We start from the raw sequence: 15,603 nt of genomic DNA on the forward strand, positions 1-15,603 counted from the left end.
CTTGTCAGAGATGCGGATTGGCGGGCGAAGGTTCAGCTTCGCCCCACCGTAGAGGGCTGGCATTGACGGTCTCGATGACCTCGCCGATGGTGAAGTCGACGGAACATTGCGCACCCGGGGCGAAGGTACCCTCGTCCCAATTGAGGCGCGCGGTCCCCGAGAGCTGCAGAGTCGATCCGGTCTGCCAATTCGGGATCAGCAGGCCACACCGGGGATCGACATGCAGGTTCCCCAGCGTCATGAACATCGAGTTGCCCAGGTAGTCGGGCCACCGTAGTTCGTTCGGTGAAAGCACCCGCAGGAAACCGGGATTCCCGCCGCGATGCGACGCATCGGCATTGCCTTCGCCATCGGCGGTGCCGATGATGAAGGTGTCCGTCGTCGCGACCGTCTGCTGCTGTTCCTCGTTCAGAGCGGTCGCGTGGCGCGGCGTCCCGGGCAGTCCGGGCCCGATCCCGGACACGTCGCGCCGTGCAATGTACTTGGGGCAGTTGGAATACACCTGATCGGTGGAGACAATCAGACCCTGTCCCGATGGCACCGCAGTGCCGTTGACACGCATCCGGCGCCGCCGCTGCGGCTGCAACGCGATCATGCCGATCTTCTGCTCCGATTGCAGTGGCGCGGACAGCGGATCGCCCGGGACCGGCAGACCGTCTATCGCGATGGTGCGGGCGTCGGTGGCATGCGCGAACCCCGGCGGACCGATGATCTGGCTCGCCCACATCCGGCCATCGCCATCCCCAGCCGACACGAAGACCAACGGTTGGGCGGCAAGAAAGGCCGCCGCGACTTCCGGTATCTGCGCCGAGATAATCCGCCCAACGCGAACAGCACTGTCCGACTGTCCCATTCGATGCTGAACGGCCAGCTCGCCGGAGTGATAGATCATCTCAGAAAAACCCGCACGTCGGCGCGTCGCCCGCCGGCGCCTCATACTGCTCGACGCCCGTCGCCGCGAACACCTCAAGACGGATCCCGTCGGGATCGGTGAAGAAGATCCCGCCCGATGACGCGCCTTCCCGGTGCGGCACAACTCCGTCGTGCGCGAACACCGTTGACAGCTCCTTCAGGACCGCCTCCACTGCCTGCACCTCCTGTACGGAATCCACTTGGAAGGACAAATGGTGCAAGCCCGGCGTGGCCGCCGAGAATTCCCCACTGCTCTGTTCCCAGAGGGTCAGCACGGGGCTGCCACCGAATCCGAGAAACGCGAAGCGCTGCGCCCCGTCGAGGCTCGCCACAAGCTGCTCGAATCCGAATGCCCGCCGGTAAAACGCGACCGATCGCTCCAGATCGCTGACGTTGAGTCCGATATGGCCGGTGATGATGCGGGGTGCGATGGCTGTGCCCATGAACAATCCTTCCTAACCAATAAATTCTTCTTACCGGTTAGATCGTAGTCAGGGCGAGCACTCCCGGTCAACCATCTATACCGATTTTATCGGTTAGAATTCATGTGACACTTTGCCCCGGAAAGGAGGCGGCTAGCCTCAGGCCATGTCCGATCCACGCCCTCATCTCGGCGAACCGCTCGCACTGGATCTGCTGAACACCCGGTGGATGAGTGGCAATGGACCGCAGGATCTGCTCACCACTTCCGATGGCTTGCGAATCTGGTTGCACACCAACAACCTTGAGGATCGATGTGCCGCAGACGACAAGACCAGGGAGGCGTTGCTGCTCGCACGTGACGCCATCTACCGTGCGGTCAAGGATTCCGATATCGACGACATCAACGCGGTGCTGTCCCACGGTGCGATTCGCCGCGCCCTGACCGCCGACGGGCCGGCCGACATCGCCGAAGTTCCCGAATCACACTGGCTTCCCGGCTGGCTCGCCGCCGACAATCTGCTCACCCTGCTGGCCGACTCGCCGGATCGGATCAAACAGTGCGCGCACCCGCAGTGCGTGTTGTTCTTCTACGACACGTCCAAGAACGGGGCTCGCCGGTGGCACTCCATGGCTACCTGCGGAAACAGGGCAAAGGCCGCACGGCATTACGCCAAGAACACGTGATCAACCTTCACAGCTGCATCACAGGGCCGATTCTTACTCAACTATCACAATCGAAGTATTACGTAACAGGTATCACTTCGTTACCATAACTCCCATGCGAAACATCGTATTGGCCGTTGGCGTGTCCGCCGTTTTCGGAGCGGCGTGCGCGGGGGCAGCGCTGACGGGTGCACCGGTGGCCTACGGAGCTCCGTTGAACTTCGACTGCCTACAGGTCGCGACCCCGGTCGGAATGAACCTCACCTGCGTGAACCCGACTCCGTTCACCATGGACGCACACTTCAAGGGGAACTGCGGTCCGCTCCCCATGCTCAACGAAGACACCGAGATTGGGCCATTCAAGACAATCTCCCGCCAGGTACCGTGCCTGCCCGGTGTGCAGTCGCCGTCGGCCGAAGCGTCGATGAGCATGAGATCCAACGCGCCGGACGAGGGTGACCCGCCGCCCAATCCCCCGGCTCGCCCATTCGGCCTCTAGAACCGCTTCACTCACCCGACGTTGCGCCGGTCCTGTTCGGAAGCAAGGGCGTTTTTCACCACGTCATAGGCCATGGACTGGCCGTATCCGCGACGCGCAAGCATGGCCACCAATCGCCGCGCCGCCTTGATCCCACCGTCATCGAGATTTTCTGACCGGAGTTTCTTGGCGACAAGCTCTGCCGCGCGCGATCGCTCGGCATCTCCGTCGATCTGTGCGAGCGCCGCGGCCGCATTCTCCGCCGATACGCCCTTGGTCCGAAGCTCTGCGGCCAAGGCACGCTTGCCTTTACCGGCGTAGGTATGCCGGGATTGCACCCATTGAGCCGCAAAATCGGCATCGTTGATCAGTCCTGCGGCTGCCAACCGTTGCATGATTCGATCAGAGACCTCATCGGGGTACCCGCGCCGAGCCAGCCTTTCGGTCAGCTCGGCGCGGGTACGCGCCCGACTTGTCAACAGGCGGAGGCAATATGACCACGCCTGCTCGTCCCGCGAATCAACCGGTTCACGCGTCGGGGCTTCGGGTACCGACGCGACCCGGGATCGCAGTTCGTCTAGAGATTCCCTGGAAGGGGAATCAGAAATCGACTGGGGCCGGGACAACTTCTTCATCGGTCAGCACCGCTCCGATACCGAGCTTTTCCTTGATCTTCTTCTCGATCTCGTTGGCGACATCGGCGTTCTCCAACAGGAAGTTGCGGGCGTTCTCCTTGCCCTGACCCAATTGCTCACCCTCATAGGTGAACCAGGAACCGGACTTGCGGATGAAGCCCTGCTCCACGCCCATATCGATGAGCGACCCCTCCTTGGAGATGCCCTTGCCGTAGAGAATGTCGAACTCAGCCTGCTTGAACGGCGGCGATACTTTGTTCTTGACCACCTTGACGCGAGTGCGGTTACCCACCGCATCGGTACCGTCCTTGAGAGTCTCGATACGGCGCACATCAAGGCGAACCGATGAGTAGAACTTCAAAGCCTTACCACCCGTGGTGGTTTCGGGCGAACCGAACATCACGCCGATCTTCTCGCGGAGCTGGTTGATGAAGATCGCGGTGGTGCCCGAGTTGCTGAGCGCACCGGTCATCTTGCGCAGGGCCTGACTCATCAGGCGAGCCTGTAGACCGACATGGCTGTCGCCCATCTCGCCCTCAATTTCGGCGCGAGGCACCAGCGCGGCCACCGAGTCGATGACGATGAGCGAGATGGCGCCCGAGCGCACCAGCATGTCCGCGATTTCCAGAGCCTGCTCACCGGTATCCGGCTGGGACACGAGCAGCGAGTCGGTATCGACACCGAGGTTCTTCGCGTATTCCGGGTCGAGCGCATGCTCGGCATCGATGAACGCGGCGATACCGCCGGCGGCTTGCGCGTTGGCCACCGCGTGCAGCGCGACGGTGGTCTTACCCGAGGATTCCGGCCCGTAGATCTCGACCACACGACCACGGGGCAAGCCGCCAATACCGAGCGCCACGTCCAGCGCGATGGATCCGGTCGGGATCACGGAGATGGGCTGACGCACCTCGTCGCCAAGCCGCATGACCGAGCCCTTACCGAAGCTCTTGTCGATTTGTGCGAGCGCGAGCTCGAGAGCCTTCTCGCGATCCGGTGCCTGCGCCATGGTGTTCTCCATTTCGTCTTGGTGTTCGAAGATCGGTCCGATTCGGGTTGCCGATCGGTTGAGATGGACGCTAATCGACCCCACCGACAAGCGATCTACCTGCGCGGACCGTTCGTTCGACTGAAATTAGAGTAAGGCGAACACCTGTTCGAATCAAGCAGGCGCGCCGGTGCGGCGTGTCACCGCACCATCACCACTGATCGCGTGGCACGTCGAAATCGGCACATAGAGCCCGCCACACGTCGCGGGGTTCCGCCCCGTCTTCGACGGCTTGCGCCGCGGTGCGTCCGCCCATCGCGGTCAGAACGTGGTCGACCAGCACGGACGAGCCGTAGACCGCACCGAATCGACCGGTGACAAGCTCATGAAATTCCGTCAGACGCACACGGTCACTTTAGGGCCGACAGAACGTCCTGGCACACCTGTACCGGATCCTGGACATCGACGGCGCCGGCAGCAGCCCGGCGAGCAGCCTCCGTATAACGCTGATCCCCCAGGACCCGACCAATGGCGCCGGCCAGCGAGTCCCGGTTGAGTGGACGGACCAACTCGGCACTACCTTGCCGCACAACACGATTCGCCAGCTCCCACTGATCCCCGCCGCCGGGAACTACCACCACCGGCACCCCCGCCAATAGAGCCTTACTTAAAAACCCGTGTCCCCCACCACAAATGGCGAGATCCGCCCCGGCCAGCAACAAGTCCTGACGCGCCAGCCCGGCAACCGCCCACGATGGCAACCCAGATGCGGCCGGATCCAGCGCAGAGACAACCACTCGCGCGCCCGCCGATTCCAAGGCTCGCAGCGCCAGTTCGGTCATCCCCTCCGCCCCAGTGAAGGCCGTCGACGGTGCGATCACGACCACCGGTCCTGAACCCGAGGGTGGCTGCAGCACAACGTCTGTGGGCTCCCAGTGCAACGGCCCTACCAGTACCGCCTCTTCCGGCCAGTCCGGACGCGGCACCTCCAGTGCGGGCAGTGTCGCGATTAACCGTCGGACAGGCCCGGGATCTATGGCGGACAATCCGATGCTTACCCGCGCTCGGGAACGCTGATTCAGCCCCTCGTTGATCGATTTCTGGGTCAGCTTACGCATCAGCACATCACGCAGCCGTCCCCGCAACCCGACCCCGGGAGCCAATCCACTTCCCAATGGCGGCAAAGCTTTTGACGGGAGATACAGCGGATGTGGATTAAGCTCAACCCACGGCACACCGAGCAGTTCACCGGCCATGCCACCGCAGGCTGTGATGACATCGGAGACGATCAGGTCCGGCGATAGTTCACGCAACTGATCGACGTTGGCCGCCGCCATGTATGCGGCACGCTGATGGATCTTGGTGCCGGAGTCCAAGTCGTCGTCCTCTGCACGCGGCTGCAACCCGAGAAGCTCGACCGATTCCACACCGGCCGAACGAGCCTGGTCGAGCCAGCGCGTTCCCGTCAGCAGTACCGGATCGTGGCCGGCGGCGGCGAATTTGAGGGATAACGCGATCGCGGGAAAGGCGTGCCCGGGATCAGGACCAGCGACCACGGCGACACGCACCGCCCTACCCTGCCACAGCGATTCGGACTACCGTGAAACGCATGACCTACAGCACGCTGGAACTGGCCGCCCTCACGCCGGCACAGACCGTCACCCGCTTCCTGGAAGCCGCTCAAAACGGTGACACCGAGTTCGCAGAAAGTGTCCTGGACGAAAATCTCGTCTATCAGAACGTGGGCCTGCCGACCATCCACGGACGTCGCGCAGCGCTGAAGGTGTTCGAGCCGCTCAAGCGCCCGGGTTTCGCTTTCGAGGTGCAGATCCATCGCACCACCACCAATGGAAACACCGTGATGAACGAGCGCCACGACGCCATCGTTCTGGGGCCGCTGCGCCTGCAGTTCTGGGTCTGCGGGGTCTTCGAGATCTCCGACCAAGGCACCATCACCCTGTGGCGCGACTATTTCGACATGTTCGACATGTTCAAGGCCACGCTGCGCGGATTGGTGGGCATCCCGTTCCCCGCACTGCGGCCACGTTTCTGACCGCTAGTCGACCTACGAATCGGTCCAACCCGGCTTGGGCTGCACCCCTATATCTGGCCGCACCCCTTCTCTGATTCGCCGTGCGTGACTACCGTTGCCCCATGACGGACACGCTCGCCACCACCGCCCCCATCGAGATCGTCGAGGGATTCTGGGACGCTATGCGCCGCAGCGACCTCGCGGCCCTTGATGCACTGCTCGACGATGCCGTGCGCTGGGAAAATGTGGGCCTGCCCACCGTCCGCGGACGCACCGCGGTGATGCGGGCGTTGTCCTCGCTGAATCTGCCGGGCGCCGGTTTCGACGTCAAGATCCACCGGATCACCGCCACGGGCAACACCGTGATGACCGAGCGCACCGATGTCATCATCGTGGGCCCGCTGCATATCGCCTTCTGGGTGTGCGGTGTCACCGAGCTCTCCGACGACGGCAAGGTCACGCTCTGGCGTGACTACGCCGACGTCTGGAACCTCACCAAGGGCCTCGCGCGCGGCATCCTCGGGACCGTGGTCCCCGCCCTGCGCCCGAAACTCTGAACCCTCATGGCAGCGTCGTCTTGTCCGCATCCGTCACCGCGCGGTACAGCATCACGCCGCCGAGAATCAGCACACCGGCCACCAGAATCGGGACCAAGAGCTTGAAGATGGCGCCCACCACCAGGAACGCCAGCCATACGACCAGCAGCACGCCAATGATCTTCCACAACACAGGTACCCACCGTTCTCTCGACTTGCTGCGATAGAGCAAGCCTGGCAGGGCGTTGAGCACCTGAGGAACCCCGGAACTCGAAGATCAGGGAAAGATCGGGGATTACCCTGACAGCTGGCCGAGTTCGTCGAGCGCGCCCGCCCATCCGGTGAGACGATCGGTGGCCGATACCAAATCGTCGAAGAGTGGCCCGCGCGACATTGGCGAGGCAGCCACCGCTCCCCCATTTCCTGCCGACACCAATTGCGCTGCCGCGGTGACCAACTCGTTGTACTGCCGCACACCCGTGTCAAGCTGCGCGGTGAACGCCTTGATGGTCGGTTGCAGATACTCTCGAGTGTGCGGCGCCTCGACCGCGGCCCGCTCCATCGACACCACCTCTTTGGCGGTCGCGGCCATCACATACGCAGCCTGATTGGCCGCGGCAAGGATCTGCCGCCCCTCGCTGTCCGGAATCATGTTGCCGCGCTCCACCACTCCGAGTAGAGAGAACAGGCCCCGCTCGGCGGCATCCAGGGCAGCCATGGGCGGGCGAGCGGCCGATCCCAACGGCGGCAGCCGCCGCTCCACCCCGGGGCGCGGCGGCGGCAACGGCTCAGCCTTGAGGAAGCGGTACCGCACCAGCAGATACGTCGCCGGAATGGCACAGCCTGCCGTGAGCAGCGCCGGAATGATCAGCAGCCAGGGCGGTGCGCCGGTAGTCGCCAGCACCGTGGTGACAAGCAGGCCAGCCGCACAGGCCAGCGCCCAGCGGATACTCCAGCGCTTGGCCCGCAGCCGTTTCCGCAGCAGCTTCTCGCGTTTGTCCGACATCGCGCGCATGCGGTGGGCGAGTTCCTCACCAAGATCATTGACGTTGGTGAGCACGCGGCGCAGCAGCTGGTCCCAGCCTCCTTGCACCGCGGTGCGGCGGGGCGGCTGAGGTGTCATGTTCACATTGTGCCCGAAAATTTCGCGGTCGCCGAGTACGAATGTCGGTGCAACAAATCCGCCGAGTGCGAGCGACAGCGCTCACACTCGGCGGATTGAAGAGAAGAAAGCTACTGCTGGCCCAGCGGATTGGCCGGGTTGGCCTGCTCGGGCGCCGGTGTCGCGGTGCCGCCGGCGGGCAGGGCCTCACCCTTCATGGAGGCGCGGATCTGCTCCAGGCGCGAATGCCCGGCCATCTGCACGCTGGCCTGCTGTACCTCGATCATGCGGCCCTGCACCGAGTTCTGCGCCAGCTCCGCCGAGCCCAGGGCGTTGGCGTAGCGGCGCTCGATCTTGTCGCGCACCTCGTCCAGGCTCGGGGTGTTACCGGGGGCGGCCAGCTCGCTCATCGACCGCAGTGAGGCGGACACCTGCTCCTGCATCTTGGCCTGCTCCAGTTGGCTCAGCAGCTTGGTCCGCTCGGCGATGCGCTGCTGCAGCATCATCGCGTTCTGCTCGACGGCCTTCTTGGCCTGCGCCGCGGCGGCGAGAGCCTGGTCGTGCAGCGCCTTGAGGTCCTCGACGCTCTGCTCGGCGGTGACCAGCTGGGCGGCGAACGCCTCGGCGGCGTTGTTGTATTCGGTCGCCTTCGCGGCATCGCCCGAGCCGGTGGCCTGGTCGGCAAGGGTCAGCGCCTGACGAACGTTGACCTGAAGTTTCTCGACGTCAGCGAGCTGACGGTTGAGTCGCATCTCAAGCTGGCGCTGATTCCCGATCACCGAGGCGGCCTGCTGCGAGAGCGCCTGGTGGTTCCGCTGGGCCTCCTCGATGGCCTGCTGAATCTGCACCTTCGGGTCTGCGTTTTCGTCGATCTTCGCGTTGAACAGTGCCATGAGGTACTTCCACGCTTTGACGAACGGGTTAGCCATGAGATCGATCCGCTTTCTGTCGCAGTCGTCACTATCTAGGAGTGCGTGGGTCCCAACTTATCGGTTGCACGCCGATCCACACACCCCCTACCGGGGCGCAAAACAATGCGACCGCCACAGTAGTTAGGCGGCCGCCATTGCGCGAACCTGCGGAATGACCACCTTGGTGGCCACATCGATCCCGCTGAGTGAGCGCGATGCCGAGGTCACGGCGGGCTGCGACGCGGCGGCAGGCGCCTCACGACGGGCCATCCGCTCGCTGACCTCGGATAACACCGCCGAGAGCGGGACCTCGAGCGCGCCGCAGATCGCGGCCAACAGCTCGCTGGAGGCTTCCTTGCGACCGCGTTCCACCTCGGACAGGTATCCGAGGCTGACGCGTGCGGAGTCCGACACCTCACGCAAGGTTCTCCCCTGCCCGGATCGAGCGCTCCGCAGAGTGTCGCCGATGGCCTCTCGAAGCAACAGCGCCATGTCCTTCTCCTTTGCGTCCTGAACGTCGGCGTCCATACCGCGTAGTAGTTGAGTCTGCCTTGCTCAACGTTGCCGCGCACGCGGAGGTTCCCGGAAGTTTGGGTGACAGACACCTCACTGCCTGACTTGCCCAACAAACACTTCTCCATCAACGCCGTCATGCCATGTTCGCCGGACTCATAGTCCGAGAGCAGCCGTTGGTGTTGACCTACGTGCCTGAAGTCGCACATTTGGTTTTCGCCGGATCTGTGAATGGGCAAGTAACGCCGCCACACCTGGCCACCACCCTGACGCGCCTGATGGATGTCACCAATGCCCTTGATAGACGCGGAAAGCCGACAACAGCCGCAGCATTGCCGATCATTTCAGTTAGCCAGAACTCCCCGCCTCAAGCACGAATTCGATGGACTCAATCGATGGGTAGCCAAATATTTAACACGTACGCTGATAGACGATAATTGTCATGTAGAGACGCATTTGACGATTCGCTCATCTTTTTCGAAAGCCGGTCATATTTCGAAGGTTTCCGACGCATCAATGTGTACATTGATTAGGTTGCTGTCCTGGATGCCGATCGATTCTGAAATGACACGTTGATCGCCATGCCTAATGCGAACGCCCACGAGCATGCGGCGATCGGGCTTTCGCTGACGCATCAGGTTCTGCCGGGGAGGCCAAAGTCGGCTGACCCACCAAACCGCCGCCGGGCGGCTTGGTGATTGTTGATGACGAGTTGAGGAGAAGATCTCTATGAAGGCAATCGTGATGACGGGCGCTAACCGGCCCTGGGAGGTTCAGGAAGTACCGACGCCCACGGCGGAGCCGGGGCAGGTGCTGGTCAAGGTGCACGCCTCTGGCATGTGTTACACCGACGCGTGGGCCACGCAAGGCTTCGGCGGCGATATCTACCCCCAGACTCCGGGCCATGAGATTGTTGGCGAGGTCGTCGAGGTCGGTGCCGGTGTGCATACCCGCGAGGTGGGCGACCGGGTTGGAGCCACCTGGGTGCAGTCGGCCTGCGGGCGGTGCGCCTATTGCCGCCAGAACCGTCCGTTGACCGGCCAGACTGCGGTGCAGTGTGTCAATCCGCGGACCTCGGGTTTTGCCGCCCAGGGTGGGCATGCCGAATACATCGCACTATCCGCTGAAGGCACGGTTCTGCTGCCCGACGGGCTGCCCTATGAGCTGGCCGCACCGATCATGTGTGCCGGTTACACCACCTGGAGCAGCTTCCGGGACGCCGCGCCACAGCCCCATGAGCGAGTGGCGGTCGTCGGTATCGGCGGTCTTGGCCATGTGGCACTGCAGATTTCGAAGGCCAGCGGATTCGAGACGATCGCGATCACCCATTCCCCGGACAAACGCGACCTCGCCCTGCAGCTGGGCGCCGATCACGTGGTGGCCAACGGCCAAGAACTGCTCGATATCGGCGGGGCCGATGTACTCATGGTGACCACGAACGCGTTCGCCGCAGCAGCGGACGCGATGGCCGGCGTGCGTGTGGATGGCCGGGTCGCTTTGAGCGGCCTGGACTTCAACCACCCGTTCGAGATCGCGTCGGGGGCTGTGCCTTTCCACATGATGCGCCAGAAAGTCATCGGGTCCACGCACGGCGGCCAGCAGCGACTCGGCGAAATACTGGACTATGCCGCCAAGGGCCAGGTCAAACCCATCATCGAGACCTTCTCCCTGGATCAGGCCACCGAAGCATACGACAGGCTCGTCTCCGGGAAAGTCCGCTTCCGCGGCGTCTTCACCCCCTCCAAGTTCAGCTAACTACCAAGGGCGGGTGCTGAGGCGCCCGCCACCACAGCACGCCGTCAAAGGCACAGCGAGCGGTGGCGGGCCCGGGAACCCTTCGTGATGGCGGTGCCTTCACAGTGGAAGGCACCGCTTACAGAGGTTCTGCGTATGCCCTGCACAGGAAGCTTCCATCAGCTAGGTCCGGTTGGAGACCATTTGATTCTCAACGTGTAAGGAGACCACCCATGCCAAACGATGACCAAGCCCAGGCAGCTTTCGACAGCTTCCTTGATATGTGGACCAGTGGAACTACCGCCGGTCGCCGTGCACCGGTGCTTCGGCGCCCGGACGAGGTTGGCCTGGCGTACGAGGACGTGTCCTTCCCCGCGATGGACGGTGTCCCGCTTGAGGGCTGGTTCATCCCGGCCGACTCGGACCGGCTGATCATCCACAACCACTTCCTGCCGGGGAACCGGTACGGCTTTCCGGGGCATTTGCCCGAGTTCAACATCCAGGGCGGGTTCGAGGTAAACCACCTGCCGGAATACAAGGCGTTGCACGACGCGGGCTACAACATCCTGGCCTACGACATCCGCAACCACGGTATGAGCGGCCAGGGCAGCGGCGGAATCTCGGGTGTCGGGCTGATGGAGTACCGCGATGTCATCGGCTCGCTGCGGTACGCCGCCGCCCGCCCGGACACCAAGACCATGAAGAAGGCGCTGTTGTCGGTGTGCATGGGGGCTGACTCGACCGCCATCGCCTGGTCCAAGCACCCCGATGAGTTTTCTGAGGTTCAGGCCATGGTGATGTTGCAACCGTTCTCCGCGCGCTACCTCGTGGAGGAATTCGTCAAGGCCATCGGCATGGAGAACGGCTACGAGAAGTTCGAGAAGGCGGCGCACGAGCGCACGGGGTTCCACCTGTCCGAACAGTCGCCGCTGGAGCATGTGAAGGCCGTGACGGTTCCCACGCTGGTTGCCCAGGTGCACGATGACACGCAGACTCGCCCCCAGGACGTTCAGGACATCTACGACGCGATCCCCGTCGCCGAGAAGAGCCTGTACTGGATCGAGGGCACCAACCGCCGCTTCGATGGATACAACTTCTTCGGTGTGCACCCCGAAATCCCGATCGACTGGTTCAACAAACACATCAACTGATGTAAAGACACCGGACGCAGTCCCGCTCGCAGGCCCACTACGACCACCCCTGCGAGTGGGCCGAGTTTTAAGCGGGCACACGTGGTCCGTTCCAGGCACTCAAGAATGGTCCGCTGCATCTCTGTCACCGGAATGGTCCAGCACCGGGAGAAGATTCCCTGTGCTGGCTCACTTCCGAGTAGGGGCAGCCGGTCGCCGCCTGGTGGTACTCGTCGTCTAGGGGTAACAACCCCTCGTTCAACGGAGTTGACGGTTCGTCGTGGCTCGGGCGGTACCAGGGCACTTCGTTCGCGGCACGCCGCGAACGAATGATCACCTTGGTATCGCTACGAGGGCGGCTGACCGTACCGAAGATGAAGAGAGCCTTGTCGACGTCCTTTCGGCATGGCTCCAATTCGAGTCGACCGAACATCCGGTGCAACACGATGCCCGCCTCCACCAGATAGAACGGGCTGCCTGGGCAACGATGCGGGCCCGCACCAAACCCGAGGAACCCATACCGGTCCGGTCGGTTCTCCAGCCACCTTTCCGGCCGGAACTCCGTGGGCTCCGGATACAGCTCCTCGTCTTGATGGACGGCGGACATCATGAGGAAGAGCAGAGTTCCCTGTGGAATTCGATACCCAGCGAGTTCAATGTCGTGGTCGAGGGGCGAGGGTAGCGCGGCGATCACCGGCGCATTCATGCGCAGCGCCTCGGTGTTGGCAGCCTGCGCATACCGGTCGGAGCGGCCCTCCAGCGCTTCGGCAATCAGCTTCTGACGCGGCCCCGTGTTGTGCATCAGATGCTGTGTTGCCCAGGCGTACGCGAGCACGGAGGTGTCGTGACCGGCCACCAGGAGGGTGACGATGATGTCGCGTAGCTGCCGCTCAGTCCAGGCCGGATCTTCCCGAGTGCCGTACTCGATGAGCCGCGACGCGATGCTGTCGTTTGGATGCTCGCGCAGCTCGGCGATCTTTCGGTAGAGCAAATCGTCAGCCTGTTTCCTCAGTCGGTAACTCCTGCGGAGAATCCGCAGCGGCACGTCATCTCGCCCGGGGATGCCCTCGTTACCCTTGGGCCGCAGTTTGATTCGGGCGTTCAGCTGGTAGGTCAACATGCCAACTAGTCTCCGCGTGGCGTAGTGCTGACTGGCCCGGTACAGGCAGTCACGCATCGCTTCGAGATCGTTATTGCCATCCCAGCCGAAGACCACTCGCAGGATTATGTCCTGGGTAAAACGGGTATAAAAGTCGTGCAAGGCAACTGGGATCCCCAACGGGAGTTGGTCGATCATCTCGTCGAGTCGTCTCACACTGCGTTCCCGGTAGCGTTCGACACGCGCTGGGGTGAGTTCGACGGCCAGCGCGCGGCGAACCCTGGAGTGGTCACGTCCTGTCCGATAAAAGGGGCTGTACGAACCAAGAACCAGGACGAATGCCTTTTTCCACTGCTCGTGGTTAAGGTCACCGGTCGGCAGGTTGTACATCTCCCGAACCACTCGTGGTGAGTTCACATAGACAGCCTCGCCTGTCCAACCATCCGTGTACGGATCGGGGAAAAGGAGTCTTAGTTGTTTGGGCGGCTTGGGGTAATGAGCGCGCCAAATCTCGCCGGTCTTACGAAGTGTGGCACCCGGGTCACCTACCCACCCGCTCAGCGCGAACGAGACCAACTGGGCCGCCCAAGCCGAGCGCCAGGTCAGAGGTGGCAGCGGCAATTCGTCAAGGGTCGGGGCGCTCTGCTCAGGGAGCATGGCCGGTCGTTTGACGGTTGTCATCGAAACTCCTTTTCTTCTGCGGTATCTCGATATTCACTGGCCTCGGCGCGGCTGAGAGCAGCACCGAGACCTGCTGCACAGTCGGCAAGCTCATGTGGCCACGGGCAGAGTTCGCAATCGGGCAGCGCCTAGAAGGCTCGTACGTTGCCGACGGACCGAACCGGACATTGCGGCTTGTGCTCATCATCCGGTTGTGATGGGAGTAGCGACTCTTTCAGCGGTGTCAGCGGGTCACTATCGCCCGGGCGATACCACGGCACCTCTTGGGCGGCGAGCCGTTTGTGAATGATGACCTCGGTGTCGCCTTTCGGCCGACAGAGGGTTCCATAGAGAAAGTGCGGTGCATCGACGTTCGCCGGAACCGGTTCGAGGTCAAGGCGGCCGAACAGCCGATGCAGCAGGACGACAGCATCGGTCAGGTAAAAGGTGCTGCCCGGACATCGGTGCGGATTGCGTCCTGTTACCCCGAATGCCAGGAATCCGTAGGGATCCGGCCGATTCTCCAGCCACCGTTCCGGGCGGAATTGCTCTGGTTCGGGATATAGCTCCGCGTTCATGTGGACTGGGCTGCTCAGCGCGAAAACAAATGTGTTCTTGCGGATCCGGTAACCGCCGACGGCGATGTCCTGCGTGGCCGGGTACGGGATAACCCCGGTGAGCGGAGATGCCATCCTCAGCGCTTCGATGTTGGCGGCCTGGGCATAGCGATCGGTGACTGCGGCCCGGGCCTCGGCGACGACTTTGGCTCGGGGACCGGGGTTGTGCAGCAAGTATTGGACGGCCCAGTCATAAGCGAGAACCGACGTATCGTGGCCGGCCACAATGAAGGTTCTGATTGTGTCCCTCAGTTGTTTGTTGGTCCACGTGGGGTTTTCGGCGTCGCCGTAGGCGATGAGCCGTGCAGCTGCGCTGTCGTTCGGTTGCGCGCGCAGTTCGGCAATCTTTCGGTCGATGAGTGCGTCGGTACGAGTGCGCAACCGATGAGCCTCGCGCGCAAGCAATCGCGGCGGGATATCTGGACGGCCGGTGAAGTCCCGTGGGCCACCGCGTCGGCGCAAGGTGAGCGCACCGGCGAGCATATAGGGGAGCAATCGTCCGCCGAAGGGCTTGGCGTAGTACTGCTGGGCCTCGTACAGGGCCGCTTTAAGTTCGTCGAGATCGTCACAGTCCCAGCCGAATACAACGCGCAGGATGACTTCCTGGGTGAAGCGGGTATGAAAGTCGTGCAGGCCGACCGCAGTGCCGAGCGGGAGCTCGTCGATCATTTCGTCGAGTACGGTGCCCATGCCGTGCCGGTAGCCTTCGACACGGGTCGGGGTTAACTCGGCCGCGACGGCGCGTCGAGCGCGCACATGGGATCGCCCACTGAGGAGAAACGGGCTCTGCCCGCCGAGCACATAGATCAGCGCCTTCTTCCACGCCTCATGGTCCAGCGCTCCCGGTGGCTGGTGGTACAGCTCGCGAACTAGTTGGGGGTCGGTAATGATGACGGTTTCACCGGCAAAATCATCCATGAAGGATTCAGCGAAGTACCCTTTCAGCGGTTGCGGCAGCTGAGGAAAGGGCATTCGGTAAATTGGCCCGGCATCACGCAGAGCCAGTACCGGTATAGCCGTCTGCCCCGCGAAGGCCTTCAAGAAATTGATCAACAGCGGAATGTCGCGCAGCCTCCTGGGCGCCAGCGGGAGTTCGTTGACCGGCCTCGAGGCATGTGCGGTATCCGTGGGTGTACGCATGGACGTCGTCATAGGAGTATCCCTTGATAGACA

The 15,603-nt window shown here is 62.8% G+C and carries 18 protein-coding genes; 6 read left to right on the top strand and 12 right to left on the bottom strand.

From position 1 onward, the window contains the following. Positions 1 to 4: 4 nt before the first annotated feature. Both B4394_RS16615 and B4394_RS16620 read right to left on the bottom strand, forming a co-directional pair. Complete coding sequence (locus B4394_RS16615; protein ID WP_078315723.1) at positions 5 to 892, bottom strand: pyridoxamine 5'-phosphate oxidase family protein; 888 nt, start codon at positions 890 to 892, stop codon at positions 5 to 7. Between the two features lies 1 nt (position 893). Beyond that, a complete protein-coding gene (locus B4394_RS16620; protein WP_078315724.1) occupies positions 894 to 1,355 on the bottom strand; it encodes a VOC family protein in 462 nt (153 codons plus the stop codon). Between the two features lie 145 nt (positions 1,356 to 1,500). Here B4394_RS16620 and B4394_RS16625 point away from each other — a divergent pair, with 145 nt between their 5' ends. Together B4394_RS16625 and B4394_RS16630 are read left to right on the top strand one after the other, a co-directional pair. Next, positions 1,501 to 2,019: a CGNR zinc finger domain-containing protein gene (locus tag B4394_RS16625; protein WP_078315725.1), complete on the top strand. Its 519-nt coding sequence runs from the start codon at positions 1,501 to 1,503 to the stop codon at positions 2,017 to 2,019. A 94-nt stretch (positions 2,020 to 2,113) separates the two neighbouring features. After that, a complete protein-coding gene (locus tag B4394_RS16630) occupies positions 2,114 to 2,497 on the top strand; it encodes a hypothetical protein (protein WP_078310978.1) in 384 nt (127 codons plus the stop codon). Positions 2,498 to 2,508: 11 nt separating this feature from the next. Here B4394_RS16630 and recX read toward each other — a convergent pair whose 3' ends face one another. The 4 genes from recX to B4394_RS16650 all read right to left on the bottom strand — a co-directional run bounded on the left by recX (position 2,509) and on the right by B4394_RS16650 (position 5,664). Next, entirely contained in the window at positions 2,509 to 3,111 is a 603-nt protein-coding gene (gene recX, locus B4394_RS16635; protein ID WP_078315726.1) for a recombination regulator RecX, read from the bottom strand. Beyond that, positions 3,077 to 4,117, bottom strand: coding sequence for a recombinase RecA (recA, locus tag B4394_RS16640; protein ID WP_078311139.1), 1,041 nt, complete (start codon positions 4,115 to 4,117; stop codon positions 3,077 to 3,079). The genes recX and recA overlap by 35 nt, the downstream gene beginning before the upstream one ends. 190 nt (positions 4,118 to 4,307) lie before the next feature. Then, positions 4,308 to 4,502, bottom strand: a complete 195-nt coding sequence (locus B4394_RS16645) for a DUF3046 domain-containing protein (protein ID WP_070940115.1) — start codon at positions 4,500 to 4,502, stop codon at positions 4,308 to 4,310. A 4-nt stretch (positions 4,503 to 4,506) separates the two neighbouring features. Then, positions 4,507 to 5,664 (bottom strand): glycosyltransferase, encoded by a 1,158-nt coding sequence (locus B4394_RS16650; RefSeq protein WP_078315727.1) that lies wholly within the window; start codon positions 5,662 to 5,664, stop codon positions 4,507 to 4,509. A 41-nt stretch (positions 5,665 to 5,705) separates the two neighbouring features. On the opposite strand from B4394_RS16650, the gene B4394_RS16655 reads away from it, so the two are divergent. Both B4394_RS16655 and B4394_RS16660 read left to right on the top strand, forming a co-directional pair. Next, positions 5,706 to 6,149, top strand: a complete 444-nt coding sequence (locus tag B4394_RS16655; RefSeq protein ID WP_078310981.1) for a limonene-1,2-epoxide hydrolase family protein — start codon at positions 5,706 to 5,708, stop codon at positions 6,147 to 6,149. 101 nt (positions 6,150 to 6,250) lie between these two features. Beyond that, positions 6,251 to 6,685 carry a limonene-1,2-epoxide hydrolase family protein gene (locus B4394_RS16660; protein WP_078315728.1) on the top strand — a complete coding sequence of 145 codons (435 nt, stop codon included), beginning with the start codon at positions 6,251 to 6,253 and terminating at the stop codon, positions 6,683 to 6,685. 4 nt (positions 6,686 to 6,689) lie between these two features. On the opposite strand, the gene B4394_RS25255 is transcribed toward B4394_RS16660, so the two are convergent. The 4 genes from B4394_RS25255 to clgR form a co-directional block, all read right to left on the bottom strand. After that, positions 6,690 to 6,917 carry a hypothetical protein gene (locus tag B4394_RS25255; RefSeq protein ID WP_212566652.1) on the bottom strand — a complete coding sequence of 76 codons (228 nt, stop codon included), beginning with the start codon at positions 6,915 to 6,917 and terminating at the stop codon, positions 6,690 to 6,692. Positions 6,918 to 6,959: 42 nt separating this feature from the next. Beyond that, the gene (pspM, locus tag B4394_RS16665) at positions 6,960 to 7,787 is read right to left on the bottom strand and encodes a phage shock envelope stress response protein PspM (protein ID WP_139360258.1); all 828 of its coding nucleotides are present in this window, start codon (positions 7,785 to 7,787) and stop codon (positions 6,960 to 6,962) included. A 110-nt stretch (positions 7,788 to 7,897) separates the two neighbouring features. After that, on the bottom strand, positions 7,898 to 8,695 hold the full coding sequence (gene pspA, locus B4394_RS16670) for a phage shock protein PspA (protein ID WP_078315730.1): 798 nt from the start codon (positions 8,693 to 8,695) through the stop codon (positions 7,898 to 7,900). 123 nt (positions 8,696 to 8,818) lie between these two features. After that, positions 8,819 to 9,169 carry a transcriptional regulator ClgR gene (clgR, locus tag B4394_RS16675; RefSeq protein ID WP_078311140.1) on the bottom strand — a complete coding sequence of 117 codons (351 nt, stop codon included), beginning with the start codon at positions 9,167 to 9,169 and terminating at the stop codon, positions 8,819 to 8,821. A gap of 750 nt (positions 9,170 to 9,919) precedes the next feature. Here clgR and B4394_RS16680 point away from each other — a divergent pair. Beyond that, a complete protein-coding gene (locus tag B4394_RS16680) occupies positions 9,920 to 10,945 on the top strand; it encodes an alcohol dehydrogenase catalytic domain-containing protein (RefSeq protein WP_078310985.1) in 1,026 nt (341 codons plus the stop codon). Between the two features lie 212 nt (positions 10,946 to 11,157). Continuing rightward, positions 11,158 to 12,075, top strand: coding sequence for an alpha/beta hydrolase family protein (locus B4394_RS16685; protein WP_078310986.1), 918 nt, complete (start codon positions 11,158 to 11,160; stop codon positions 12,073 to 12,075). A gap of 124 nt (positions 12,076 to 12,199) precedes the next feature. On the opposite strand, the gene B4394_RS16690 is transcribed toward B4394_RS16685, so the two are convergent. After that, positions 12,200 to 13,834: a cytochrome P450 gene (locus tag B4394_RS16690; RefSeq protein WP_078310987.1), complete on the bottom strand. Its 1,635-nt coding sequence runs from the start codon at positions 13,832 to 13,834 to the stop codon at positions 12,200 to 12,202. A 128-nt stretch (positions 13,835 to 13,962) separates the two neighbouring features. After that, positions 13,963 to 15,582 carry a cytochrome P450 gene (locus B4394_RS16695; RefSeq protein ID WP_078315731.1) on the bottom strand — a complete coding sequence of 540 codons (1,620 nt, stop codon included), beginning with the start codon at positions 15,580 to 15,582 and terminating at the stop codon, positions 13,963 to 13,965. Positions 15,583 to 15,603: the final 21 nt, after the last annotated feature.

The sequence above is a fragment of the Mycobacterium sp. D16Q16 genome (genome assembly GCF_002013745.1).
Taxonomy (GTDB): Bacteria; Actinomycetota; Actinomycetes; order Mycobacteriales; family Mycobacteriaceae; genus Mycobacterium.